We start from the raw sequence: 24,186 nt of genomic DNA on the forward strand, positions 1-24,186 counted from the left end.
TCAACCGCCCTGCTTTGCGGCGTAGTCCTGCGCCTGGCGCATCACCCGCAGCAGGTTGCCGCCCCAGATGCCGGCGATCTGCTTCTCGGTATAGCCCTTGCGCAGCAGCCACGCGGTGATCTTCGGCAGCTGGCTGACATCGGGCAGGTCACTCAGTCCGCCACCACCATCCCAGTCCAGGCCGATGCCCGCGTGCTCAGGGCCGACCACCGTGAGGATGTGGTCGAAGTGGGCGAAGAAGTCGTCCAGGCTGGCGTGCCGCACCGGGTGCTCGTGGTCCAGTGCCTGTTCGGCCTTCAGCAGGGCAACGCCTTGTTCGATGCCCATGCCTTCCCAGCCGCCCAGCTGCTTGCTCAGCGCTTCCTCGGCCTGTTTGCGCTCGGGCGTCTTCGCGGTGTCGATCAGGTAGCCGCCATAGGCGTTCACCTGGATCACGCCGCCGGCTTTGGCCAGCTTGCGCAGGCGCGCGTCGTCGAGATTGCGCGGGTGGTCGTAGACCGCCTTGGCCGAGCTGTGCGACAGCACGAATGGTACCGGCATCATTGCCAGCAGATCGTCGAACACCGCATCCGATGCATGTGACTGGTCGATCACGATGCCCAGCTTCACCGCCTGCCGCACCAGCTCCTTGCCGGCCGGGCTAAGTCCTTTCCATTCCGCACCCTTGGGATCGGTGGCCGAATCGGCGAACTCGTTGTTGGCAAAGTGCACGGTGCTGAGCAGGCGCAGGCCGGCGCGGTGGTAGAACGAGAGCAGGCTGGGATCGGCCACCAGCGGGCTGGCGTTTTCCATGCTGATGTAGACCACACGCTTGCCGGCCGCCTTGATCCGCGCCGCGTCGTCGGCGGTCAGTGCCAGCGCGAACCGCTCGGGGTTGGCGGCCAGCATCTCGCGTATTTCCAGCAACCGCTGCAACCCGTGGTCACGTTCGGCCAGGTGAGCGGCGGGGCTGCGGTCGCCCTGGTCGGTGTAGATCGCCCAGAACCCGCCGTCCAGCGCGCCTTCGACCATGCGCGGGTAGTCCACCTGCGAGAGTGCGTTGCGGTCGTGGCGCTGTTCGATGTCGAAGCCGGTGCGGCCGAAATTGGCCGGCGTATCCAGATGGCTGTCGAGGGTGACCAGGCGCTGCTGCAGGGCCTTGGCGCGGGCCAGCTCCTGCGTGCTGAACTCGATGGCCTGGGCGGACAGTGGCGCGCACAGCGCCACGGCAAGCACGAAGGACAGGTGGCGCAACGATGGCATGGGCTCTCACCGGTGTTGGGAAGAGCCCGACGATAGCGCTGTGGCCCGCCGTTTTGTAGCGCCGGGCATGGGCTCGGCTGCCAGACAGATCAGCCGAGCGTGGGCTCGGCTCTACAGAGATCGGCAGTCACGCGGTCAATCCACCACGCGGCAGAACACGGCCTTGAGGTAACGCGATTCCTGCACGTGGGCCATGAACGGATGGTCCGGGCCGGCGCCGGCGACCTTCAGGATCTGGATCGTGCGGCCGGAGAAATAGGCCGCGCGGCGCAGCATGTCGAGGAACTGGTCCTCGGCCACCAGGCCGGTGCAGGAAAACGTGGCGAACAGGCCGCCCGGCTTCACCACGCCAAGCGCCAGCTTGTTCATGTCCAGGTACTTCTTCAGTGCGGTGATGACCTGGTCGCGGTCGCGGGTCATCTTCGCCGGGTCCAGGATCACCACGTCGTACTGCTCACCGCGGTTGGCGGCGTCGCGCAGCCACGGGAAGATATCGGACTGGATGAACTTCGGGCGCACGTTGTTCAGGCGCGAATTGCCCTTGGCGATCTGGATGACGTCCTCATCAATATCGATGCCGACCACTTCCGAGGCGCCACGCGCTGCTGCGTACACGGCGAAGCCACCGGTGTTGCAGCACAGGTCCAGAACGCTCTTGCCTTCCACCTGCTGGCTCAGCCACTCGCGGTTCTCGCGCTGGTCGGCGAAGAAGCCGGTCTTGTGTGCACCGGCCGGGTCGGCGCGGAACTTGATGCCGTACTCGGTGATCACCGCCGCTTCGGTGGTGGTGTTGCCGTGGAAGTCGAAGCTCTCCTGCTTCTGCACGTGTTCGTCGGCGAAGCTGTGGAAACGGCAGCCTGGGAACTGCTCGCGCAGGGCGTCGTAGATCCATTCGCGGTGGCGGAACATGCCGGCGGCGAAGAACTCGACCACCACCAGGTCGCCGTAGCGATCCACCACCAGGCCGGACAGGCCGTCGCCTTCGCTGTGCACCACGCGCCAGGCGTCGGAGACCGCGTCGAGCTTCAGCACCTCACGGCGCAGCGACACCGCCTGGGCGATCTTGCGCGAGAACCAGCCAGCATCGACCGGCACGTTCTGGTCGGTCTCAAGGATGCGCACGGCAATGCGCGAGTGCCCGTTGTAGAACCCGCGGCCAATGAACTCGCCATCGATGCCGACCACGTCGACGATGGAACCGGGCTTGGGCCGGACGGTCGGCTTCTCGACCAGTTTCTGGAAGATCCACGGGTGGCTGGAACGCCACGCATTCTTGAGGCGGACAATCGGAAGGGGGGTATTCATCCGGTCATTGTAGCCGGGGGGCACCGGGGGCCGGAAATCCAGGGCCCGGCGCGGCATTTGACGGCGGCCCGGCCAGGCCGCAGAATCGGCAGCAGAAGGGGAGTAGCTCCCAGACGTTGTCGCCGTCATTTCGAGCCCGCAGGCTCCGGTGCAACGGCAGTTCCAGCCGACTGGAACTGCGAGCGAGACCTTCGCCGTACTGGCGAAGCTCTGTCCCTGGATCCCCCTCCCGATCCTCCGTTGCAGATCCTCGCCGTCCGGCCTGGCATTCATCTTTCCAACGGACATTCCCAATGCAGACGATCGGTAACGTGTGGTTGTGGGGCGGCTTCGCAGCGGTGGTGGTCATCGCCCTGCTGGTCGACCTCGTGTTGATGCGCCATGGTGGACCGCACAAGGTCACCTTCAAGGAGGCCCTGTGGTGGTCCATCGGCTGGGTCGCGCTGGCCCTGCTGTTCAATGCCGGCCTCTGGTACTACCTGAATGAGACCGCCGGCCAGGTGGTAGCGAACAAGGTCGGCCTCGAATTCCTGACCGGCTACCTGGTCGAGAAGGCGCTGGCGGTCGACAACATCTTCGTGTTCCTGATGATCATGAGCTACTTCGCGGTGCCGGATGAGCAGCGCCAGAAGGTGCTGATCATCGGCATCCTGGGTGCGATCGTGCTGCGTACGATCATGATCTTCGCCGGCAGCGTGCTGATCAGCCAGTTCCATTGGCTGCTCTACGTATTCGGTGCTTTCCTGCTCTTCACCGGTTGGAAGATGTGGTTTGCCGCCGGCCAGGAGCCGGACCTGGAGACCAACCCGGCCCTGCGCTGGATGCGCAAGCACCTGCGCCTGCTGCCCGACTACGCCGGCAACGCGCTGAGCGTGAAGCGCGACGGCGTGCGCTGGTTCACCCCGCTATTCGCGGTGCTGATCCTGATCGCGGTCACCGACGTGATCTTCGCGGTGGACAGCATCCCGGCGATCTTCGCGATCACCACCGACCCGTTCATCGTGCTCACCTCCAACGTGTTCGCGGTACTGGGCCTGCGCGCGATGTTCTTCCTGCTGGCCGGCATGGCCGACCGCTTCCACCTGCTGCCGTATGGCCTGGCGCTGGTGCTGGGCTTCATCGGCATCAAGATGATGATCATCGACCTGTTCAAGATCCCGACCCCGGTGTCGCTGGGCGTGGTCGCGGTCATCATCGCCGCCACCGTGGTACTGAGCCTGAAGTACCCGCCGAAGGAAGGCTCCGGCCACGCCTGATCATGGCCGGCCGGAGGGATTGTCCCGTCGGCCGCACCCACTCTCCCGTTGCGGTGGCCTTGGTTTCGCGCCAGTCACCGCCATTGCTGAGGTATGGACAACAACGCGCCCCTGCCCGCCGGCGACGTACCGGCCCCCCGCAATGACCGCTCGCGCATCCTGCGGGCGTTCAATGTCAGCCTGGCCGCCGTGCTGGTGCTGGTGGCCGTGTTCGCCCTGCAGGGCACCTTCGACTGGCGGCCCTGGGCGGTCGCGCCGCTGGAAGCCAAGGGCCTGCTTGGCCTGATCGGCGGCCCGATGCTGCATGCCTCGGTCGAGCACATCGCCGCCAACAGCATCGCGATCCTGATCCTGGGCACGCTGGCTGGAAGTGTCTACCCGAAAGCAACCGTACGCGCCCTGCCCCTGCTGTGGCTGGGCTCGGGCATCGGCGCGTGGATGCTGGGCAATCCGGGCAGCGTGCACCTGGGCGCCAGCGGCGTGACCCACGGCCTGATGTTCCTGCTGGCCAGCCTGGGCCTGCTGCGCCGCGACCGCACCGCCATCGCCACCGGCCTGATCGGCATGCTGTTCTACGGCGGCATGCTGATGACCATCCTGCCGCATGCCGACGGCGTGTCCTGGCAGTCGCACATGGGCGGCGCCTTCGCCGGCATCATCGCCGCGCTGCTGTTCCGCAATGCCGACCCGCTGCCGCCGCGCCCGCGCTACAGCTGGGAAGACGAAGAAGACGAGGCCGAACCGCTGGCCGACGACGAGCTGGAGCCGCCGTCACCGCAGCGCGTGCCGGTGCTGTGGCAGCCGCGCGAGGGCCAGGACTACGTGGTGATTCCGTTCCGCCGGCCGGACGAACCGCGCGGTTGAGAGGTGGGGTAGTGCCGGCCGGTGGCCGGCAACCCGGGAATTCCCACCGAAGGTTCATGAGGTTGCCGGCCAGCGGCCGGCACTACCGGGAGAATCAGTTCCCCGCCGCGCCCATGCCATCCACCGCCTGCCGGCCCAGCGCCGGATCATCGGTGAAGAACGCATCGATGCCGGTCGCCAGATAGGCGTGCATCTCGGCAATCGAACCTTCGGGATTGCGCGCGGTGTCGGCGCCCTTGCGCAGGTTGCTGGCCTGGAAGTGGTTCTCCGGACGGAAGGTGTACGGAATCACCATCAGCCCCACTGCATGTGCGGCCTGTACCAGCGTGGTCGGAGTGCTCAGCGCGCCGTTGGCGTCCAGCGGAATGATCGAGCGCAGTTCCGGGCCGATGCTGTCGGCGTAGCTGGCGATGTCCTTCAGTCCTGCCGGGGCCATCATCTGCGCGTAGGTAAGCTTGCCACCGGCCTTGGCGATGTCGGCCGGCTGGGTGTCGCCCTTCCACAGCAGCTGCAGCAGGCGGATGTTGCTGCCGCGCGGGATCTTGCCGCGCAGGTAGCGCAGGTTGGCGGTCTCGAACGACTGGATGGTGACCGGGCCGACGTTGGTATAGGCGTTGCCGCGCAGCGCGGCCAGCAGCTTGTCTTCCATCGGCAGGCCGATCGACTGGAAGTAGGTCGGGTGCTTGATCTCCGGCACCAGGCCGATGCCACGGTTGGCACGCCCGGCCTGCTGAACCAGGAAGGCCAGGATCTCATCCAGGCTGGCGATGCGGAACTGCCCGTCATAGGCGGAGCTGCGCAGCTCCGGCAGGCGCTCGCGTGCGTACAGGGTCTTCAGCTCGGCCAGGGTGAAGTCTTCGGTGAACCAGCCGTCGACCTTCTGCCCGTCGATGACCTTGCTGGTGCGGCGGCTGGCGAACTCCGGATGCGAGGCCACATCAGTGGTGCCGCTGATCTCGTTCTCGTGGCGAGCCACCATCACTCCATCCCTGGTCATGACCAGGTCCGGTTCGATGTAGTCGGCGCCATCGGCGATGGCCTGGGCATAGGCGGCCAGGGTGTGCTCGGGCAGCAACGCGCTTGCCCCGCGATGGCCATAGACCGACACCTTGGGCGCGGCCGGGGTGGAGGATTCAGCACTCATGGCCACCGATGGTGCCACGGCCAGCGACAACAGCAACGCACAACCCCACGACTTCACTGCGACTTCCCCAAGCGGTATGTGATGGGCGTCAGTATGCGGCGGCAATGTGACAGGTGGGGGAAGCCTGCACCTGTAGAGCCGAGCCCATGCTCGGCTGACGGGTAGAGCAGCCGAGCATGGGCTCGGCTCTACAGTTACTTGCCGATGCAGAAACTGGAGAAGATCCTTCCCAGCAGATCATCCGCACTCATCTGCCCGGTGATCTCGCCCAGCGCGTCATGCGCCAGCCGCAGCTCTTCGGCGGCCAGTTCCAGGTGCTCCTGCGCCAGCTCGCCATCGGCGCGCTGCGCGTGCTCCTGCGCACGCTCGATTGCATCCACATGCCGCGTGCGCGCGGAGAACTCGCCATCCGCCTGCTCCCCTGCCCCGGCCGAAGCGATCAAGCGCAGGCGCGCGTGCAGATCCTCCAGGCCGGCACCGGTCGCAGCCGAGACGAACACACGGTCCGGGTCGTCCAGCATCGGCAGCGCATCCAGCAGGTCCGACTTGTTGTGGATGTAGACCTTGTGCGGCACCGCCGCCACGGCCTCGCCCAGCGCCGCTTCGCCGGCCGCCGGATCGCGCGCATCCAGCACGATCAGCGCCAGGTCGGTGCGCTCGATTTCCACGTGGGCGCGGCGCATGCCTTCGCGTTCGATGGCGTCACCGCCGTCGCGCAGGCCGGCGGTGTCGACCAGGGTCAGCTCCAGGCCGTCCAGGCGGATGGTCTCGCGCAGGGTGTCGCGGGTGGTACCGGCGATGTCGGTGACGATGGCGCGTTCGCTGCCGGCCAGCGCGTTGAGCAATGAGCTCTTGCCGGCGTTCGGCGGACCGATCAGCACCGCATGCAGGCCATCGCGCAGGCGACGGCCGCGTTCGGCATCGCGGCGCAGCAGGGCCAGATCGCTGCGCGCCTGTTCCAGCCCACACCGCACCTGCGCGCCACCGAGCGTATCCAGCGGTTCGTCAGCGAAGTCGATGGCCGCTTCCACGTGGATGCGCAGCAGCACCAGCTGCTCGACCACGGCGTCGATGCGGCGCGAGAACACGCCATCCAGCGAGCGACGTGCCGCGCGCGCGGCACGGTTGTCGCCCGCGGCGATCAGGTCGGCGATGGCCTCGGCCTGGGCCAGGTCGAGCTTGCCGTTGAGGAATGCCCGTTCACTGAACTCACCCGGCCGCGCCTGGCGCGCGCCGAGCGCGATGCAGCGCGCGACCAGCTGCTGCAGCAGCACCGGGCTGCCGTGGCCCTGCAGTTCCACCACTTCCTCGCCGGTGAAGCTGTTCGGTGCCGGGAACCACAGCACGATGCCATCGTCGATGACCTCGCCTTCGGCATCACGCAGGCGCGCGTAGTGCGCGTGGCGCGGACGCAGTGCAGGTGCACCCAGTGCATTGGCGATGGCCGCAGCACGCGGGCCGGACAGGCGCAGCAGGCCGACACCGCCGGCGCCAGGGGCACTGGCGATGGCGACGATGGTGTCGGTGCGGATCGCGTCGTTCATGGCTCAGAGCTTCTCCAGCTGTGCGCGCGCCTGTGCCGCGCCACTGCCCTGCGGCTGCAAGGCTAGGTAGGTGGTGTAGGCCTGCTTGGCCTTGGCCTTGTCGCCGGCGTTGAAGTAGGCATCACCCAGGTTGAGATAGGCCACTGCACGCGAGGGGTCGATCTTCAGCGTGTTCTCCAGCCAGCGCGCCGCTTCGGCATAGCGCTGCTGGCGGTAGTAGACGAAGCCGAGGTTGTTGGCGGCCTGGGCGAAGTCCGGACGCAGCTTCAGTGCCTCGGTGAACTGCGCCACCGCCTCGTCGTACTGCTTCTCGCGGTACAGCTGCAGGCCGCGGTCATTGGCCTGCTGCGCGCGCTGGCGATCCGACGCCGGGCCCGCAGTGGGCACCACCAGCTTGGCCTTGCCGCCCTGCAGGTCGGCCACCGTCACCGGCGCCTGGCTGCCCTTGGCTTCGCTGGCGGCTTCAACCTTGTTGTTCAGCGCGATCGCATCGGCGGTCAGCTGGCGCGTATCGGCGTTGAGGAATTCCTGGCTGTCCGGCACCTGGAACACGAACTCGCCGCCCTGCGAACCGGGCAGGCTGCCGAAGGCCGGGGTCTGGTGCGAGACCGCCGATACGGCCGGCGCCACGTAGGCGGCCAGCTCGGTACCGGTGATCAGGCCGTCGCCGTTGAGGTCGCCCTTGCCGGCCAGCGCCTGCAGCAGCACCCAGGTGAACACCGAATGGCCGTTGGGGCCAGCATCAGCTACCTGCTGGTCGGCACCACCGGCGGTCAGCATCTGCCGCGCGCTGCGACGCGCGTTCTCGCGCAGGAACGACGACGACGACGGCCCACCGCGGGTCAGGCCCAGGCCGCTGTAGCAGGCATCCATCACGAACATCACATGCTTGGCCTGCATGCTCTCGGCAATGTTCTGGATGTCGGTCATCGCGATGGCGTCGGTGGCGAGTTCCTTCGGGTCCGAATCGACCGGAATGATGTAGCCCAGGTCGCGCCCGGAAGCGAGCTGGCGGGTCGCGCCATGGCCGGCGAAGAACACGAACACGCGGTCGTTCCTGCCGGTGCGGTCATCGGCCAGGCGATCGTGGAAGGCCGCGAGGATGTTGTTGCGGGTCGCCTGCTCGTTCTTCAGCACGATCACCTGCGAGGACGGGAAGCCGAACTGCCCGGTCAGGGTATCGGCCACCGCCTGCGCGTCGTGGCTGGCGTATTCCAGCTTCGGCCACTTGGCGTAGTTGTCGATGCCGACCACGATCGCCCACGACTTCTCGTAGCCGGTGGTGACGGTCGCGGCACCGGTATCGCCCTTTCGCGCACGGGCGACAGTGAAGTCGCGGCCGTTCCAGCCGGCGAACTGGTAGCCATCGGCGATCAGCCGGTCGAGGATCTGCGGCAGTGCCTTCACTGCACGATCGTGGATGTCGTGGAACAGGATGATGCCGCGCTGTTCCTTGTTCACCTGGTCCAGCACGCGCTGCACGATCGATTCCGGCACCGGGTCGGCCCAGTCCATCGAATCGATGTTCCACATGATCGACTTCAGTCCGGCCTCGTTGAGCAGCTGCAGGCCTTCGGCGTTGCGCGCGCCGTACGGGAAGCGGAACAGCGGCGCGCGCTTGCTGTCGACATCCCTCAGCAGCGTGTCGGTGTCGAGCACCTGCTGGCGCAGCGCGTCACCGGTGGTGCGCGACAGTTGGGCGTGGGTCAGGCTGTGGTTGCCGACCGCATAGCCTTCTTCCATCAGGTTGCGGCTGATCTTCGCCATCGGGCCGAGGCTGACCTTGCCGTCGGCCTCGACCTTGCCCAGGTTGCGGCCCACTTCGAAGAAGACACCCGGCACGTCATAGCGCTTGAGGATGGCCACCACTTCATCGGTATAGGCCTTGTGCGGACCGTCGTCGAAAGTCAGCACCACGGTCTTGGCCGGCAGGTCGCGGCCGAAGATCTCGCGGTCGCTGTCCTTCATCGACATCGGGTACGGCTCGATCACGCCGTAGTCGCGCAGGATCGCTTCGCGGCTGTAGTCCTTGTGCAGGTGGGCGATGTAGTCCTCCCACTTCTCGCGCTTCAGCTCGATGGCGCGGGTGCGCTCGAAGCGGCTGAAGATGCGGGTCAGTTCCTGGTTGTAGTTGCGCTCGATCTCATCGAGCGCCTCCAGGTCCTCGCCGATGCGCTGGTGCAGCTTCACCGCCGGCAGCGAGGAATCGGTGCTGATCCGCTCATGCAGATCACGCAGTACTTCGCGGAAGGCCAGGCGGTCGGCGTCGAACAGTTCCGGCGCCGACTCGATGTAGTCCAGCACGGTGCCGAGGGTGGCGAAGCGCTGCGGGCTGGAGCCGCGCAGCAGGGTGTCGAACTGCGCGGCGATCGCCGTGCGCTGTTCCAGGCCATCGTGGAACAGCTGCTGGCCCACACGCGTGGAGGTGCCGCGGTCGGCGGCCGACTGCTGTTCCTCGTCTGCCAGCAGCACGATGATCCGGCGGTAACCGTCGAGCTGTTTCTGCAGGGCCGCCAGCATCGGTGCGGCCGCGGGATCGGCGGCGGCCGCGGCCTGCGCGCTCGCCTGGGTGACGGTGGTCGCCGGCGCCTTCGCATCCTTGTCGCCACAACCGGCAACGACCAGGGTCAACAACAGCGGGGGCAGGAACAGGCGGAACGACGACGCACGCGGCATGGCGGACTCGAGGGCGGGAGGGACGATGTGCCGGCGATTCTACCGCCGCATGCGAAAAGCCCGCCTTGCGGCGGGCTTCTCGCGTCGATCGAAGCGGCAGAGTCGACTGTTAGTCGACTGCTCGTCCGCCAGTCGACTAACAGTCGACTCTACAAAGCAGGTGACCTGCGGTCGGGATTACTTCTTCTTGACCGGCGCCGGAGCGGTGGTGGCCGGGACCGGCTCCCCCCCATGGCGCTTGGTCATCCACCACTGCTGCAGCAGGCCCAGGCCGCCGTTGACCACCCAGTACAGGACCAGGCCGGACGGCATGAAGGCCATCATGACGCCGAACACCAGCGGCATGAACTGCATCATCTTCTGCTGCATCGGGTCCATGCCCGGTGCCGGGGTCAGCTTCTGGGTGAACCACATCACCGCCACGTTGATGACCGGCAGGATGAAGTACGGGTCGCGTGCGGTCAGGTCCTGGATCCAGCCGAACCAAGGCGCCTGGCGAAGTTCGACCGATTCCACCAGCACCCAGTACAGGGCGAAGAAGATCGGCATCTGGATGAGGATCGGCAGGCAGCCGCCCATCGGATTGATCTTTTCCTTCTTGTACAGCTCCATCATCGCGGTCTGGAACTTCTGGCGGTCATCGCCATAGCGTTCCTTCAGCTGCGCGATGCGCGGCTGGAAACGACGCATCTTGGCGCCGCTCTTGTACTGGGTTGCCGACAGCGGGTACAGCACCAGCTTCAGCAGCACCACCAGCCCGACGATCGCCCAGCCCCAGTTGCCGACCAGCTTGTGCACCTGGTTGAGCACCCAGAACAGGCCCTGGCCGATCACCGCCATCATCGAGAAGCGGCTGTAGTCGACCACGCGGTCCAGGCCCGGCACATCTTCCTTGGCGATCAGGTTGACCAGCTTCGGGCCGACCCACAGGCGGGCTTCGGTGCTGGTCGACTGGCCCGGCGCCACGGTGAAGGCCGGGCCACGCGCTTCGATCAGGTCACGACCGGCCACCTGCGAGAGCACGTAGTGTGCGGTCTGGTCCTTCTGCGGGATCCAGGCGGTGAAGAAGTGGTGCTGCAGCATCGCCAGCCAGCCGCCGGTGATGTTCTGGTTCAGCGTGCCGTCTTCCAGGTAGTCCTTGAACGCACGACGCTGGTACTTCTTGTCATTATCGTACCAGGTGGCACCGTTGAAGCTGAAGGAATCCGGGTTGGTCATGCTCCGCGACAGGATGGTCGGGGTGCGGTCCAGGGTGCGGTAGACGTAGCCGTTCCACGGCGCGGTGCCGGCGTTGCTGACTTCGTCCTTGAAGCGCACGGCGTACTCGTTGCGCGAGACGGTCAGGGTGCGCTTGATGGTCACGCCGTTGTCGGCGGTCCACACGAACGGGATCTGCAGTTCGTTCTGGCCCTTGGCCAGCACGAAGTCGGTGGTGTCACCCACCAGCTTGAAGCCGTCGGCGCCGGGAACCGGGGTGTTCTTGTCTTCGCTGGCCCAGCCACTGATCGCGCTGTACGGGTGGGCGGGGTCTTCGGTCAGCAGGCGGACCGGCGGACTGCCTTCGTCCTTGGTCTGCGGGAACTGCAGCAGCTCGGCGTCGAGCACGCGGCCGCCGTCGAGCACCAGGCGCAGCACGTCGGTGGTGACCGTCACGCGCTGGCTGGCCGGGGTAGCGCTGGCCTGGGCCTGTGCGGCGGCCTGGCCGGGGGCGCCCGGCACCTGGGCGCTGGGGATGGCACCGGGGTTCGCGCCCGGGACACTCTGTGCAGCGGCCGGGGCCGACGTGGTCGTCGGTGCCGGGGTCGGGGCAGCCTTTTCACGGCTCCACTCCATCCACAGCAGCACGGCCACCATCAGCCAGGCAAAAATGAGGAATACGCGGGTCTGGTTCATCAGCGGACAGGCTCGGCGGGGCCGGGACGCGATGCCGGCTCGGTCAAAGAAGGAGTTGCGATGCCATCAGGCGGCGGCATTGTGCCGTCCACGCCCGGCGTGGGCAATGCACGCAGGCGACGCAGCAGGCGCAGGAAGGCCTGGCGGATCTCGTCGTTGCTGGCGGAACGCGCAGCACTACGAGCCACGACGACAAAGTCGCCTGGCTGGATGTCGGTACGTGTCTGACGCAGGATGTCGCGTAGGACGCGCTTGATCCGGTTACGCCCGACGGCGTTCGGATCAACCTTGCGGGAAACCGCCAGACCCAGCCTGGCCGGCCGGTCAGCCGGCAGCCAGTGCAGGGTCATCAGCGGATCGGACACACGGCGGGCGCCGTTGAAGACCGTTGAATATTCGGCACGCGTGCGAACCCGCGCAGAGCGAGGGAATCGCTTGCGCGGGTCTGCAGTATTCACTGTCGAAGGGATTGCGTCTGCCGCGATGTGCGGCATGGCAATCAGGCGCTCAGGACTTTGCGGCCCTTGGCGCGGCGACGCGACAGGATCTTGCGGCCGTCAGCGGTCTTCATACGGGCACGGAAGCCGTGGTCGCGCTTACGCTTGAGGTTGCTGGGCTGGTAGGTGCGCTTCGTGGCCATTGGGGGCCTCTCGTATGAATGGGACGGAAAGAACCGGAAATTCTAGAGAGGTCTCCCCCCTCACGTCAACCCCTGGGGACTACGCGAATTCACCGGGCTGTGCAATAGCTGTGGATGTTTTTGTGAATAAGTAGGGGACAAGCATTCCGAAGGCGGGCGCTCGGTGGTAGTCTGAGCCATCCATTTCCCCCCTTTCCGGCCTGTGTCTGGGCGCCTTGTCGCGTCCATGCACCGGCCACCGGACGATTATTGCTGATGGATGCCTGGTCCCGTAGTCTCGAGCGCCTCGAAGCGGAGTTCCCGCCCGAAGACGTTCATACCTGGTTGAAGCCGCTGCAGGCCGATCTGCGCGTGGACAGCCTGGTGCTGTATGCACCCAATGCCTTCATCGTCGACCAGGTCCGCGAGCTGTACCTGGCCCGGATCCGCGAACTGCTGGCTCACTTCGCCGGTTTCAGCGACGTTTTTCTTGAAATCGGCTCGCGCCCGCGCCCTGTGGAGACGCAGAACGCGCCGGTTTCCACGCCGTCGGCGCCTGTGTCCAGCGAACCGCAGGTGCCGTTTGCCGGCAATCTGGACAATCACTACACCTTCGCCAACTTCGTCGAAGGCCGCAGCAACCAGCTGGGCCTGGCCGCCGCCTTCCAGGCAGCGCAGAAGCCGGGCGACCGCGCGCACAACCCGCTGCTGCTGTACGGAGGCACCGGCCTGGGCAAGACCCACCTGATGTTCGCCGCCGGCAACGCCATGCGCCAGGCCAATCCGGGCGCGAAGGTGCTGTACCTGCGTTCGGAACAGTTCTTCAGCGCGATGATCCGGGCCCTGCAGGAAAAGACCATGGATCAGTTCAAGCGCCAGTTCCAGCAGGTCGACGCGCTGCTTATCGATGACATCCAGTTCTTCGCCGGCAAGGACCGCACCCAGGAAGAGTTCTTCCACACCTTCAACGCGTTGTTCGATGGCAAGCAGCAGATCATCCTGACCTGCGACCGCTATCCGCGCGAGGTCGAAGGCCTGGAAGCGCGCCTGAAGTCGCGGCTTGCCTGGGGCCTGTCGGTCGCGATCGAACCGCCCGACTTCGAGACCCGCGCCGCGATCGTGCTGGCCAAGGCGCGCGAACGTGGCGCTGAGATTCCCGATGATGTTGCGTTCCTGATCGCCAAGAAGATGCGCTCCAACGTGCGCGACCTCGAAGGTGCGCTCAATACCCTGACCGCTCGCGCCAACTTCACCGGCCGCGCGATCACCACCGAATTCGCCCAGGAAACCCTGCGCGACCTGCTGCGCGCCCAGCAGCAGGCGATCAGCATTCCCAACATCCAGAAAACCGTTGCCGACTACTACGGCCTGCAGATCAAGGATCTGCTGTCGAAGCGTCGGACCCGCTCGCTGGCCCGCCCGCGCCAGGTCGCCATGGCCCTGACCAAGGAGCTGACCGAGCACAGCCTGCCCGAGATCGGCGACGCCTTTGCCGGTCGCGATCACACCACGGTGCTGCATGCCTGCCGCCAGATCCGGACCCTGATGGAAACCGACGGCAAGCTTCGCGAGGACTGGGACAAGCTGATCCGGAAGCTGAGCGAATGATGCACGGATGCCGATGAGGCGTCATCGCACAAAACGGTGCAGAATCCGGTAGCAAGCGCGGGACACGTTGTGGATAAAAATGGCGTTTGAAATCGCGCCGGAGTTATCCACAGCTTTCCCCACCCTCTGGGGGTCGGTAATACAGAGGGTTTCGAGGCCAGAAACTCTTTTATTTACAAAGACTTAGCGTTGTTTTCCAGCGATTCTGTCTCTACCAGCACCACCAAGCTTTTGATTTATTCCACATTTTTTAAAGCATAGGGGCACGGAACCACATGCGTTTCACACTGCAGCGCGAAGCCTTTCTCAAGCCGTTGGCACAGGTCGTCAACGTGGTCGAACGCCGCCAGACCCTTCCGGTTCTGGCCAATTTCCTGGTCCAGGTGCAGAACGGCCAGCTGTCGCTGACCGGTACCGACCTGGAAGTGGAGATGGTGTCGCGGATCGCGGTTGAAGATGCCCAGGACGGCGAAACCACCATTCCCGCCCGCAAACTGTTCGAGATCATCCGCGCCCTGCCCGACGGCAGCCGGATCACCGTCTCGCAGACCGGTGACAAGATCACCGTGCAGGCCGGTCGCAGCCGCTTCACCCTGGCCACCCTGCCGTCCAATGACTTCCCGTCGGTGGACGAGGTGGAAGCCACCGAGCGCGTGGCCATCGGCGAAGCAACCCTGAAGGAGCTGATCGAGCGCACCGCGTTCGCGATGGCCCAGCAGGACGTGCGCTACTACCTCAACGGCCTGCTGTTCGACCTGCGCGGCGATGCGCTGCGCACCGTCGCCACCGACGGTCATCGCCTGGCCCTTTGCGAAACCGACCTGGCCAAGCCCAGCGGTTCCAAGCGCCAGATCATCGTGCCGCGCAAGGGCGTGACCGAGCTGCAGCGCCTGCTGGAAAGCGGCGATCGCGAGATCGAGCTGGAAGTTGGCCGTAGCCACGTCCGCGTCAAGCGCGACGATGTCACCTTCACTTCGAAGCTGATCGATGGCCGTTTCCCGGACTACGAAGCGGTGATCCCGATCGGCGCCGACCGCGAAGTGAAGGTTGATCGTGAAGCACTGCGTGCCTCGCTGCAGCGCGCTGCGATCCTGTCCAACGAGAAATACCGCGGCATTCGCGTGGAAGTCTCGCCGGGCAACCTGAAGATCAGCGCGCACAATCCGGAACAGGAAGAAGCCCAGGAAGAGATCGAGGCCGACACCACGGTCAGCGATCTGGCCATCGGCTTCAACGTGAACTACCTGCTGGATGCCCTCTCCGCCCTGCGCGACGAGGAAGTGATCGTCCAACTGCGCGACTCCAACTCCTCGGCGCTGGTGCGTGAGTCCAGCAGCGAGAAGTCGCGCCACGTGGTGATGCCGCTGCGTCTCTGACGGAAACGCTGTTTCACGTGGAACCCAGAAGCGCCCGGGACCTCCCGGGCGTTTTTTTATGTTCCACGTGGAGCATTGTCGAAACAGATCGGAGAAAGTCCGGACGCGCCCTGCTTGGCTTCAGACCAACTCGATCTCGCTTGCTCGAAGCAACTCAGGATTCAGGACCCTGGGGGGTCGCCTTGCAGTGCTCGTCGGGCTCCATGTTTTTGGGGTTCTGGCAGCGAGTTCTTCGCATATCCCACTTCGCTGTCCTGATCTTCACTGCTGGAAGCAGCAGATCCTCTTCCTGGAGGAGGTCCTCCGCTTCTGCAAACGGCACTGTCCACAGACCGGCTCGGGGGCAATTTGGGGAAGTCCTAGCTTCTAAATCTGGGTATAAATCTAAAGCGTGGTGGTGATGGTAGAGCCAGATTTCGTGGAAAAATGTATTATCTATTTGTTTTTAAAAGGATTTATAAGTCTGAAACCCCCTGTATAGACGGTTCTCGGGCTGGGGGGGAACCTGTGGATAGTTTTGAGCGCTTAACAAAAGGGCTTTTTTATCCACAGATTGCCCATACCTTGTGTATAAGTCATACATCCCTGCTGTGGACAGCGTGGAACGAGCGTCCTGAATTTTTTGAAATCTGTGGAACCCTCCAAGGCATCGGATCGCAGATTTGAAGGAATCGGCGGGGTCATCCGCCGGAGCCACCCGCGAGGTGTCCAGCGGGTGGCCCTGGAGTGCTCGCGAAATCGGCGAAATCCGAGGGCCTGGACGCTGGAACCTCGCGCAGATTTGAAGAAATTTCGGGCCTTTGCAGCCCGGAACGTGCGAGCGCGTCATCCGCATTCCACGTGGAACGCGTCCATCGTTGGGTGCAGAAGCTGCACCTTCGGCTCGACCGGCCTGCCACCGCGCCCGGCTTGACCGATGCAGTAAGCTGATGGATTCCCTGCCCCTCTACCGCCTCGTGCGGATGGTCTTTCGCGCCCCATGCAGATCCGCCGCCTCGCCTTGCATCAACTGCGTCGCTTCAGTGCGGTGGACCTGTCGCCCCAGCCGGGATTGAACCTGCTGACCGGTGACAACGGTGCCGGCAAGACCAGCGTGCTCGAAGCCCTGCATCTGATGGCGTATGGGCGGAGCTTCCGAGGCCGGGTACGCGATGGTCTGGTGCGCCAGGGCCAGGAAGCCCTGGAAATCTTCGTCGAATGGGACGAACAACGCGCCAACCACCCGCCGCACCGCCGGAAGGCCGGGTTGCGCCACAGTGGCCAGGACTGGAAGGGGCGATTGGACGGGGAAGATGTCGCGCAGCTGGGCAATCTCTGCGCAGCACTGGCCGTGGTGACGTTCGAACCCGGGAGCCATGCACTGGTCAGTGGTGGTGGCGAACCCCGCCGCCGCTTCCTCGATTGGGGCTTGTTCCACGTGGAACCGGATTTTCTGGCCTTGTGGCGCCGCTACTCCCGGGCGCTGAAGCAGCGCAACGCCCTGCTCAAGCAGGGCGGGCCGTCGCGGATGCTCGATACCTGGGATCACGAGCTGGCCGAGGCCGGAGAACCGCTGACCAGCCGCCGCCAGCACTACCTGGAGCGCTTGCAGCAGCGCACCGTGGCGCTGGCTGCCAGCCTGGCGCCGCAGCTCGGCATCCAGGGCCTGGAACTCAGTGCGGGGTGGCGTCGGCATGAGCTTCCTCTGGCCGATGCCCTGCTTCTGGCACGGGAACGTGATCGCCAGGCCGGTTACACCTCGGTCGGGCCGCACCGGGCCGATTGGAGCGTGGATTTCCACAGCATTCCCGGTCGTGACGCGCTCTCTCGCGGCCAGGCCAAGCTGACGGCATTGGCGTGCCTGCTGGCACAGGCCGAGGACTACGCAGAGCAGCGCGGCGAGTGGCCGGTGATCGCGCTGGATGATCTGGCTTCGGAACTGGATCGCACTCACCAGGCGCGGGTATTGGAGCGCCTGCTCAATGGCCCGGCACAGATCTTCATCACCGCCACCGAAACTCCGGCGGCATTGCAGGCGCTGACCCACATCGCCCGGTTCCACGTGGAACATGCACAGATCATGGCTGTGCCATAGTGGGCGCACCAGGGCCGCACGACCCCGGCTGGTATAATTCGGGTTGGAATCCTTTCATTCTCGGCACACCGCTCCACGCGGTGGCCGACCTGCGGAGCCTACGGCAAGCGCAATGAGCGACGAACAGAACACCCCGGCAAACAACGGCAACTACGACGCCAACAGCATTACGGCCCTGGAAGGCCTGGAGGCTGTCCGCAAGCGTCCCGGCATGTACATCGGTGACGTGCATGACGGTACCGGTCTGCACCACATGGTGTTCGAGGTGGTCGACAACTCGATCGACGAGGCGCTGGCCGGCCACGCCGACCACGTTGCAGTGACCATCCACGCCGATGGCTCGGTCTCCGTGTCCGACAACGGCCGCGGCATTCCGACCGGCAAGCACGAGCAGATGAGCGCCAAGCTTGGTCGCGAAGTGTCCGCTGCCGAAGTGGTGATGACGGTCCTGCACGCAGGCGGCAAGTTCGACGACAACAGCTACAAGGTTTCCGGCGGCCTGCACGGCGTCGGCGTCAGCGTGGTCAACGCGCTGTCGCAGAAGCTGGTGGTGGATGTGTTCCAGAACGGCTTCCACTACCAGCAGGAGTTCAGCAACGGCGCCGCCGTGACCGCGCTGGCCAAGCTGGAAACCACCACCAAGCGCGGCACCACGGTGCGCTTCTGGCCGTCGACCGTCGCCTTCCACGACAACGTGGAATTCCACTACGACATCCTGGCCCGTCGCCTGCGCGAGCTGTCGTTCCTGAACTCCGGCGTCAAGATCGTCCTTGCCGACGAGCGCGGTGACGGCCGTCGCGATGATTTCCACTACGAAGGCGGCATCCGCAGCTTCGTGGAGCATCTGGCCCAGCTGAAGACCCCGCTGCATCCGAACGTCATCTCGGTCACCGGCGAGCACAACGGCATCGTCGTGGAGGTAGCGCTGCAGTGGACCGACTCCTACCAGGAGACGATGTACTGCTTCACCAACAACATTCCGCAGAAGGACGGCGGTACCCACCTGGCCGGTTTCCGCGGTGCGTTGACCCGCGTGCTCAACAACTACATCGAGCAGAACGGCATCGCCAAGCAGGCCAAGATCAACCTGACCGGCGACGACATGCGCGAAGGCATGATCGCGGTGCTGTCGGTGAAGGTGCCGGACCCGAGCTTCTCCAGCCAGACCAAGGAAAAACTGGTCAGTTCCGATGTGCGTCCGGCGGTGGAAAACGCCTTTGGTGCGCGCCTGGAAGAGTTCCTGCAGGAAAACCCCAACGAAGCCAAGGCGATCGCCGGCAAGATCGTCGACGCCGCGCGCGCGCGTGAAGCCGCGCGCAAGGCGCGCGACCTGACCCGCCGCAAGGGCGCGCTGGATATCGCCGGCCTGCCGGGCAAGCTGGCCGACTGCCAGGAAAAGGATCCGGCGCTGTCCGAACTGTTCATCGTCGAGGGTGACTCGGCAGGTGGTTCGGCCAAGCAGGGCCGCAACCGCAAGAACCAGGCAGTGCTGCCGCTGCGCGGCAAGATCCTCAACGTGGAACGCGCGCGTTTCGACCGCATGCTGTCCTCCGACCAGGTCGGTACGCTGATCACCGCGCTGGGCACCGGCATCGGCCGCGACGAGTACAACCCGGACAAGCTGCGTTACCACAAGATCATCATCATGACCGACGCCGACGTCGACGGCGCTCACATCCGCACCCTGCTGCTGACGTTCTTCTACCGTCAGATGCCGGAACTGATCGAGCGCGGTTACGTCTACATCGGCCTGCCGCCGCTGTACAAGATCAAGCAGGGCAAGCAGGAGCTGTACCTGAAGGACGACCCGGCGCTGGACAGTTACCTGGCCAGCAGCGCGGTGGAAAACGCCACGCTGGTGCCGGCCACCGGCGAACCGGGCATCGAAGGCCTTGCGCTGGAGAAGCTGCTTCTGGCCTACGCGGCCGCGCTGGATTCGATCGAGCGCAACGCACATCGTTACGACCGCAACCTGCTTGAAGCGCTGGTCGATTTCGTGCCGATGGACCTGGAGAGCCTGCGCAGTGCGGGTGAAGGCGAAGGGCTGGATGCACTTGCCAAGCGGCTCAACCAGGGCAGCCTGGGCAGCCCGCGTTTTACGCTGGAACTGCAGGAAGCCAACGACGAGCGCCCGGCCGCTGTGCTGGTGACCCGTCGCCACATGGGCGAACAGCACGTCCAGGCGCTGCCGATGTCGGCGTTTGAAAGCGGCGAACTGCGCGCGATCCATCAGGCCTCGAAGCTGCTGCACGGCCTGATCCGCGAAGGCGCCACCATTTCCCGCGGCGCCAAGTCGATCGAAGTGGACAGCTTTGCCAAGGCACAGAACTGGCTGCTCGAGGAGGCCAAGCGCGGCCGCCAGATCCAGCGATTCAAGGGCCTGGGTGAAATGAATCCGGAGCAGCTGTGGGACACCACGGTGAATCCGGAGACCCGCCGACTGCTGCAGGTGCGCATCGAAGACGCTGTCGCTGCCGACCAGATCTTCAGCACGCTGATGGGCGATGTCGTCGAACCGCGTCGCGACTTCATCGAAGACAATGCGCTGAAGGTCGCAAACCTGGATATCTGACACAATCCGGACACGGCCGGCGCGCGGGGAGGCGCGCCGGCTTTCGACTCTTGAACGCAGGTACCTGATGTCCGCATCCGCCCCGGTTTCCGCTCCGCCCCCGGTCCCGCCGTCTTCTGTGGCGCCGCGTGCGGTTTCGCCGTTGGCGGGGTTCTTCATCGACCTGGGCATCGCCGCTGTCACGTTGTTCGGCCTGAGCCTGATCAGCGGCGTGCTGTGGGGCCTGTACCGTGGCGTGGTGGTCGGTTACGCGACCGCGCAGGCCGGCGCTGGCGCACCCGACGCCAGTTCGGTGGCCGCGTCATTGGGCCAGCCCGGCGCACTTGCGCAGATTCTCATGGCGCTGTTTGCCACCGGCGGCGCCGCGCTGCTGCTGTACTTCTGGCGACGGCCGGCCAACGCCGCCGAACGTCATGCGTCGCGCCAGGCACTGCGCCGCCCCTCCACCTGGGGCTGGACCCTGCTGGTGGCGACCCTGATCGTGCTGGGCAGCAACGGTATCGCCTTCCTGGCCAAGCAGTTCGGCATCGAACCGGTCCCCACCAACCTGGCGCTGATGCAGAGCGCGATCGCGCGCTTCCCGTTGTTCCTGATGCTGTTCGCGGTGGTACTGGCACCGGCCTACGAGGAACTCCTGTTCCGCCGCGTGCTGTTTGGACGCCTGTGGAAGGCGGGGCGCCCGTGGCTGGGTGTTGTACTGAGCAGCCTTGCTTTCGCCCTGATCCATGAAATCCCTGGCACCAGTGCAAACGGCCCGGCCGAAATCGCACAGCTGTGGCTGGTCTATGGCGGCATGGGCGCCGCGTTCTGCTGGTTGTACCAGCGCACCGGCACGCTCTGGGCCGCGATCACCGCGCACGCCCTGAACAACGGCGTGGCGCTTGCCGCGCTTGTGTTTTTCGGGGCAACGTAACGCCGTGTCCGCTTGACGAAAGATTAAGCCGCTACGCTACACACTGCGCATATGAACACGGGGGTGGACCCATGAAACAACTGCTGCTGGCCCTTGTCATCACCACCCTGGTCAGCGCCTGCGCGACCACGACCTCCCCTACCGGCCGCCGGCAGATGGTGGGCGGTGTGTCGCAGGCACAGCTGGACCAGCTCGGCGCACAGGCGTTCGCCGAAACCAAGCAGAAGGAAAAGATCAGCACCGACGGCCGCCAGAACGGTTATGTGCAGTGCGTGGTCAACGCTCTGGTCGCGCAGCTGCCGCCTCAATACCGTGGCGTACGGTGGGAGACGGCCGTGTTCGTCGACAAGGAGCCCAACGCCTTTGCCCTGCCCGGTGGTAAGGTTGGCGTGAACACCGGCATCTTCACCGTCGCCAAGAACCAGGATCAGCTGGCTGCCGTAATCGGCCATGAAATCGGGCATGTCATTGCCCGTCACCACGAAGAGCGCATCACCCGCCAGATGGGCGCACAGACCGGACTGGCGGTGCTCGGTGCGTTGGCCGGTGCGGCGTACGGTGAAGGTGCCGCCAGCACGGTCAACCAGCTTGGCGGAATGGGCGCGCAGGCGGCCTTCCTGCTGCCCGGCTCGCGCACCCAGGAGAGTGAGGCCGACGTAATCGGCCAGCGACTGATGGCCCAGGCCGGCTTCAACCCGGGGCAGGCGGTCGATTTGTGGCAGAACATGATGGCTGCCAGTGGTGGCCGCAGCCCGCAGTGGCTGTCCACCCACCCTGATCCGGCCAACCGCATCCAGGAACTGCGGCGCGATGCGCCGGGGCTGACGCCGGTCTACCAGCAGGCGCAGGCCGCCGGGCTGCGGCCAAAGTGCGGATGAGTGCGCAGTTCTATGCTGTATTGCAGCACATAAAACGATTTCTCACGCCATCTGTTTCTGATACGTTTGGCGGCTCAGATTTTTCTGACAGTCCGACTTTGCCGCTATCCGGCGGTTCGATCGAGGTGAACGATGATTTTCCGTAACCACAAAGCTGTGCTTTCCGTCCTCGTCGCGACCGCCCTGACCGGCGCCGTGGTCACTGATGCCTTCGCGCAATCCTCGCGTTCCTCCGAGCGTGGCAACCGCGGCGGCAAGCAGGCCAAGGCCGAAGCGCTGTACCCCAACGCGACCCGCCAGGAGCCGACCGTCAAGGCATCGGCCAAGCTGGGCAGCAAGCTTCAGAAAATGATTGACAGCTACAACAAGGAAAAGTTCCCGGAGACGCGCACGCAGGCCGACGCGATCCTGGCTGACAGCGCCGCGAACGAGTATGACAAGTCGCTGGCCGCGCAGCTGGCGTCGCAGGCTGCCTACCAGACCGACGACACCCCGGCTGCCATTGCCTACCTGAAGCAGGTCCTGCAGTTCAACGGCCTGGACAACAACGGCCACTTCCAGTCCATGCTGATGCTGGGCCAGTTGCAGCTGCAGGAAGACCAGACCGCCGAAGGCCTGGCGACCCTGGACAAGTACTTCGCCGAGAGCAAGTCGACCAAGCCGGAAGAGCTGATCGCCAAGGGCCAGGCGCTGTACCAGCTGGAGCGCTACCAGGAAGCGATCCCGGTGCTGAAGCAGGCCATCGCCGGTGCCACCGAACCGAAGGACAACTGGAACCAGCTGCTGATGGCGGCCCTCGCCGAAGCCGGCCAGTCCGGCGAAGCGGTGAAGGAAGCCGAGGCTCTGGCCGCCAAGAACCCGAACGACAAGAAAGCCCAGCTGAATCTGGCCAGCATGTACATGCAGGCCGACCAGATGGAAAAGGCCGCCGCGGTGATGGACAAGCTGCGCAGCAGCGGCCAGCTCACCGAAGAGCGCGAGTACAAGCAGCTGTACTCGATCTATGCCAACACCGAACACAAGGAAAAGGACGTCATCGCGGTCATCAACGAAGGGTTGCAGAAGGGCATCCTGAAGCCGGATTACCAGGTCTACCTGGCGCTGGCCCAGTCCTACTACTACTCCGACCAGGTGCCGCAGGCGATCGATGCGTGGCAGAAGGCTGCCCCGCTGTCCAAGGACGGTGAGACCTACCTGAACCTGGCACGCGTCCTGCATGCCGAAGGTCGCGTCCCCGAGGCCAAGCAGGCCGCCCAGCAGGCGCTGGCGAAGGGCGTGAAGAACCAGGCTGATGCCAAAAAAATCATCAACCTGAAGTAAGTAGGAATAACGCCTGAATGCCTGCACAGTTGATGCGCAGGCGCTCAGGATTGGTATAAGCTTGGAGGTTCCTGCGGTGTCATGCACCGCTGATCAGGGATTCCGCCCCCGGCATCCCGGCCCCACTATTGAGCTCTTGGCGCATGACGGAACAACTAGTCGTTCACCGGTACGAACAACCCGATGACAAGGGGCTGAGCTGGCCTCGCATCGTCGGCATCGCGTTTGTAATTGCCCTGCATCTGGCCGCCTTCATGATGCTCCTCATTCCCGCCGTGGCTCCTAAGGCCGTTGCGGAGAAGGAGCGCAACGTCATGGTGACCATCGTCGACGCGCCGCCGCCGCCCCCACCGCCGCCGCCGCCGCCGCCGCCGCAGGATACTCCGCCACCGCCGGTGAAGAATCTGTCGCCGCCGAAGCCGTCGCCCGTACCGCCGCCGCCGCAGGCGCCGGTTGTCGACGTGCCGGAGCCGCGCCCGAACGATATCGTCACCCCGCCGTCGCCTCCGGCGCCGCCGGCACCGCCGACCTCGATCGAGGCCAGCGTGGACATCTCGTCGAAGGCCATGAATCCGCCGCGCTACCCGCCGGCAGCCTTCCGCGCAGGTATCCAGGGCGAAGTGATCCTGATCATTGATGTCGATGCCAGCGGCAACGTCACCAATGTCACGGTGGAAAAGTCCAGCCGTAACCGCGACCTGGACCGTGCTGCGATGGAAGCGGCTCGCAAGTGGCGCTTCAACGCCGCTGAAGCAGGCGGTAAGAAGACGGCAGGTCGCGTTCGCGTTCCGGTCAACTTTGCGCTGAACTGATGCGCCCGGGTGGCCGCCGGCCACCCCCGCTCCCGGTTCGATTGTTTAGCTTAGCTACACCCTTTATCACCACACACAACAAAGGTAAGC

General features: G+C 65.1%; 18 protein-coding genes. 10 read left to right on the forward strand and 8 right to left on the reverse strand.

What is annotated here, in order from left to right; translation table 11 throughout:
- Nucleotides 1–1,242 (reverse strand): dipeptidase, encoded by a 1,242-nt coding sequence (locus BN1263_RS18025; protein ID WP_058983136.1) that lies wholly within the window; start codon nt 1,240–1,242, stop codon nt 1–3.
- A 135-nt stretch (nt 1,243–1,377) separates the two neighbouring features.
- Nucleotides 1,378–2,547 carry a class I SAM-dependent rRNA methyltransferase gene (locus tag BN1263_RS18030; RefSeq protein ID WP_019658789.1) on the reverse strand — a complete coding sequence of 390 codons (1,170 nt, stop codon included), beginning with the start codon at nt 2,545–2,547 and terminating at the stop codon, nt 1,378–1,380.
- Between the two features lie 293 nt (nt 2,548–2,840).
- Here BN1263_RS18030 and BN1263_RS18035 point away from each other — a divergent pair, with 293 nt between their 5' ends.
- Together BN1263_RS18035 and BN1263_RS18040 are read left to right on the forward strand one after the other, a co-directional pair.
- On the forward strand, nt 2,841–3,803 hold the full coding sequence (locus tag BN1263_RS18035) for a TerC family protein (protein ID WP_019658790.1): 963 nt from the start codon (nt 2,841–2,843) through the stop codon (nt 3,801–3,803).
- Nucleotides 3,804–3,896: 93 nt separating this feature from the next.
- A complete protein-coding gene (locus tag BN1263_RS18040; RefSeq protein ID WP_058983138.1) occupies nt 3,897–4,667 on the forward strand; it encodes a rhomboid family intramembrane serine protease in 771 nt (256 codons plus the stop codon).
- A 94-nt stretch (nt 4,668–4,761) separates the two neighbouring features.
- On the opposite strand, the gene BN1263_RS18045 is transcribed toward BN1263_RS18040, so the two are convergent.
- The 6 genes from BN1263_RS18045 to rpmH all read right to left on the reverse strand — a co-directional run bounded on the left by BN1263_RS18045 (nt 4,762) and on the right by rpmH (nt 12,564).
- Nucleotides 4,762–5,868 (reverse strand): glycerophosphodiester phosphodiesterase, encoded by a 1,107-nt coding sequence (locus BN1263_RS18045; RefSeq protein ID WP_058983139.1) that lies wholly within the window; start codon nt 5,866–5,868, stop codon nt 4,762–4,764.
- Between the two features lie 137 nt (nt 5,869–6,005).
- Complete coding sequence (gene mnmE / locus BN1263_RS18050) at nt 6,006–7,355, reverse strand: tRNA uridine-5-carboxymethylaminomethyl(34) synthesis GTPase MnmE (protein ID WP_058983141.1); 1,350 nt, start codon at nt 7,353–7,355, stop codon at nt 6,006–6,008.
- Nucleotides 7,356–7,358: 3 nt separating this feature from the next.
- Nucleotides 7,359–10,031 (reverse strand): polysaccharide deacetylase family protein, encoded by a 2,673-nt coding sequence (locus tag BN1263_RS18055; protein WP_058983143.1) that lies wholly within the window; start codon nt 10,029–10,031, stop codon nt 7,359–7,361.
- Between the two features lie 177 nt (nt 10,032–10,208).
- Entirely contained in the window at nt 10,209–11,924 is a 1,716-nt protein-coding gene (gene yidC, locus BN1263_RS18060; RefSeq protein ID WP_021203276.1) for a membrane protein insertase YidC, read from the reverse strand.
- Nucleotides 11,924–12,418 carry a ribonuclease P protein component gene (rnpA, locus tag BN1263_RS18065; RefSeq protein WP_021203275.1) on the reverse strand — a complete coding sequence of 165 codons (495 nt, stop codon included), beginning with the start codon at nt 12,416–12,418 and terminating at the stop codon, nt 11,924–11,926. The genes yidC and rnpA overlap by 1 nt, the downstream gene beginning before the upstream one ends.
- A gap of 5 nt (nt 12,419–12,423) precedes the next feature.
- On the reverse strand, nt 12,424–12,564 hold the full coding sequence (gene rpmH, locus BN1263_RS18070; protein ID WP_005411729.1) for a 50S ribosomal protein L34: 141 nt from the start codon (nt 12,562–12,564) through the stop codon (nt 12,424–12,426).
- Nucleotides 12,565–12,819: 255 nt separating this feature from the next.
- On the opposite strand from rpmH, the gene dnaA reads away from it, so the two are divergent.
- The 8 genes from dnaA to BN1263_RS18110 all read left to right on the forward strand — a co-directional run bounded on the left by dnaA (nt 12,820) and on the right by BN1263_RS18110 (nt 24,096).
- Nucleotides 12,820–14,151, forward strand: a complete 1,332-nt coding sequence (gene dnaA, locus BN1263_RS18075; protein ID WP_058983145.1) for a chromosomal replication initiator protein DnaA — start codon at nt 12,820–12,822, stop codon at nt 14,149–14,151.
- Between the two features lie 275 nt (nt 14,152–14,426).
- Entirely contained in the window at nt 14,427–15,527 is a 1,101-nt protein-coding gene (gene dnaN / locus BN1263_RS18080) for a DNA polymerase III subunit beta (protein WP_058983147.1), read from the forward strand.
- A 979-nt stretch (nt 15,528–16,506) separates the two neighbouring features.
- Nucleotides 16,507–17,601: a DNA replication/repair protein RecF gene (gene recF / locus BN1263_RS18085; protein WP_058983149.1), complete on the forward strand. Its 1,095-nt coding sequence runs from the start codon at nt 16,507–16,509 to the stop codon at nt 17,599–17,601.
- A 112-nt stretch (nt 17,602–17,713) separates the two neighbouring features.
- A complete protein-coding gene (gene gyrB, locus BN1263_RS18090) occupies nt 17,714–20,173 on the forward strand; it encodes a DNA topoisomerase (ATP-hydrolyzing) subunit B (RefSeq protein WP_058983151.1) in 2,460 nt (819 codons plus the stop codon).
- Between the two features lie 67 nt (nt 20,174–20,240).
- Nucleotides 20,241–21,086 (forward strand): CPBP family intramembrane glutamic endopeptidase, encoded by an 846-nt coding sequence (locus BN1263_RS18095; RefSeq protein ID WP_021204594.1) that lies wholly within the window; start codon nt 20,241–20,243, stop codon nt 21,084–21,086.
- A 71-nt stretch (nt 21,087–21,157) separates the two neighbouring features.
- On the forward strand, nt 21,158–21,964 hold the full coding sequence (locus BN1263_RS18100; protein WP_058983152.1) for a M48 family metallopeptidase: 807 nt from the start codon (nt 21,158–21,160) through the stop codon (nt 21,962–21,964).
- 132 nt (nt 21,965–22,096) lie between these two features.
- Nucleotides 22,097–23,284, forward strand: a complete 1,188-nt coding sequence (locus BN1263_RS18105; protein ID WP_058983155.1) for a tetratricopeptide repeat protein — start codon at nt 22,097–22,099, stop codon at nt 23,282–23,284.
- 143 nt (nt 23,285–23,427) lie between these two features.
- A complete protein-coding gene (locus tag BN1263_RS18110) occupies nt 23,428–24,096 on the forward strand; it encodes an energy transducer TonB (protein WP_005421199.1) in 669 nt (222 codons plus the stop codon).
- The last annotated feature ends 90 nt before the right edge of the window (nt 24,097–24,186 follow it).

The sequence above is a fragment of the Stenotrophomonas thermophila genome (genome assembly GCF_001499715.1).
Lineage (GTDB): Bacteria > Pseudomonadota > Gammaproteobacteria > Xanthomonadales > Xanthomonadaceae > Stenotrophomonas > Stenotrophomonas hibiscicola.

Excerpts from the sequence above, each read along its gene's own strand:
- BN1263_RS18110 (WP_005421199.1), top strand. The coding sequence starts at position 23,428 with ATGACGGAACAACTAGTCGTTCACCGGTACGAACAACCCGATGACAAG.
- yidC (WP_021203276.1), bottom strand. The coding sequence starts at position 11,924 with ATGAACCAGACCCGCGTATTCCTCATTTTTGCCTGGCTGATGGTGGCC.
- rpmH (WP_005411729.1), bottom strand. The coding sequence starts at position 12,564 with ATGGCCACGAAGCGCACCTACCAGCCCAGCAACCTCAAGCGTAAGCGC.
- mnmE (WP_058983141.1), bottom strand. The coding sequence starts at position 7,355 with ATGAACGACGCGATCCGCACCGACACCATCGTCGCCATCGCCAGTGCC.
- rnpA (WP_021203275.1), bottom strand. The coding sequence starts at position 12,418 with ATGCCGCACATCGCGGCAGACGCAATCCCTTCGACAGTGAATACTGCA.
- BN1263_RS18035 (WP_019658790.1), top strand. The coding sequence starts at position 2,841 with ATGCAGACGATCGGTAACGTGTGGTTGTGGGGCGGCTTCGCAGCGGTG.
- gyrB (WP_058983151.1), top strand. The coding sequence starts at position 17,714 with ATGAGCGACGAACAGAACACCCCGGCAAACAACGGCAACTACGACGCC.
- dnaN (WP_058983147.1), top strand. The coding sequence starts at position 14,427 with ATGCGTTTCACACTGCAGCGCGAAGCCTTTCTCAAGCCGTTGGCACAG.
- dnaA (WP_058983145.1), top strand. The coding sequence starts at position 12,820 with ATGGATGCCTGGTCCCGTAGTCTCGAGCGCCTCGAAGCGGAGTTCCCG.
- BN1263_RS18040 (WP_058983138.1), top strand. The coding sequence starts at position 3,897 with ATGGACAACAACGCGCCCCTGCCCGCCGGCGACGTACCGGCCCCCCGC.
- BN1263_RS18105 (WP_058983155.1), top strand. The coding sequence starts at position 22,097 with ATGATTTTCCGTAACCACAAAGCTGTGCTTTCCGTCCTCGTCGCGACC.
- BN1263_RS18025 (WP_058983136.1), bottom strand. The coding sequence starts at position 1,242 with ATGCCATCGTTGCGCCACCTGTCCTTCGTGCTTGCCGTGGCGCTGTGC.
- BN1263_RS18030 (WP_019658789.1), bottom strand. The coding sequence starts at position 2,547 with ATGAATACCCCCCTTCCGATTGTCCGCCTCAAGAATGCGTGGCGTTCC.
- recF (WP_058983149.1), top strand. The coding sequence starts at position 16,507 with ATGCAGATCCGCCGCCTCGCCTTGCATCAACTGCGTCGCTTCAGTGCG.
- BN1263_RS18100 (WP_058983152.1), top strand. The coding sequence starts at position 21,158 with ATGAAACAACTGCTGCTGGCCCTTGTCATCACCACCCTGGTCAGCGCC.
- BN1263_RS18095 (WP_021204594.1), top strand. The coding sequence starts at position 20,241 with ATGTCCGCATCCGCCCCGGTTTCCGCTCCGCCCCCGGTCCCGCCGTCT.
- BN1263_RS18055 (WP_058983143.1), bottom strand. The coding sequence starts at position 10,031 with ATGCCGCGTGCGTCGTCGTTCCGCCTGTTCCTGCCCCCGCTGTTGTTG.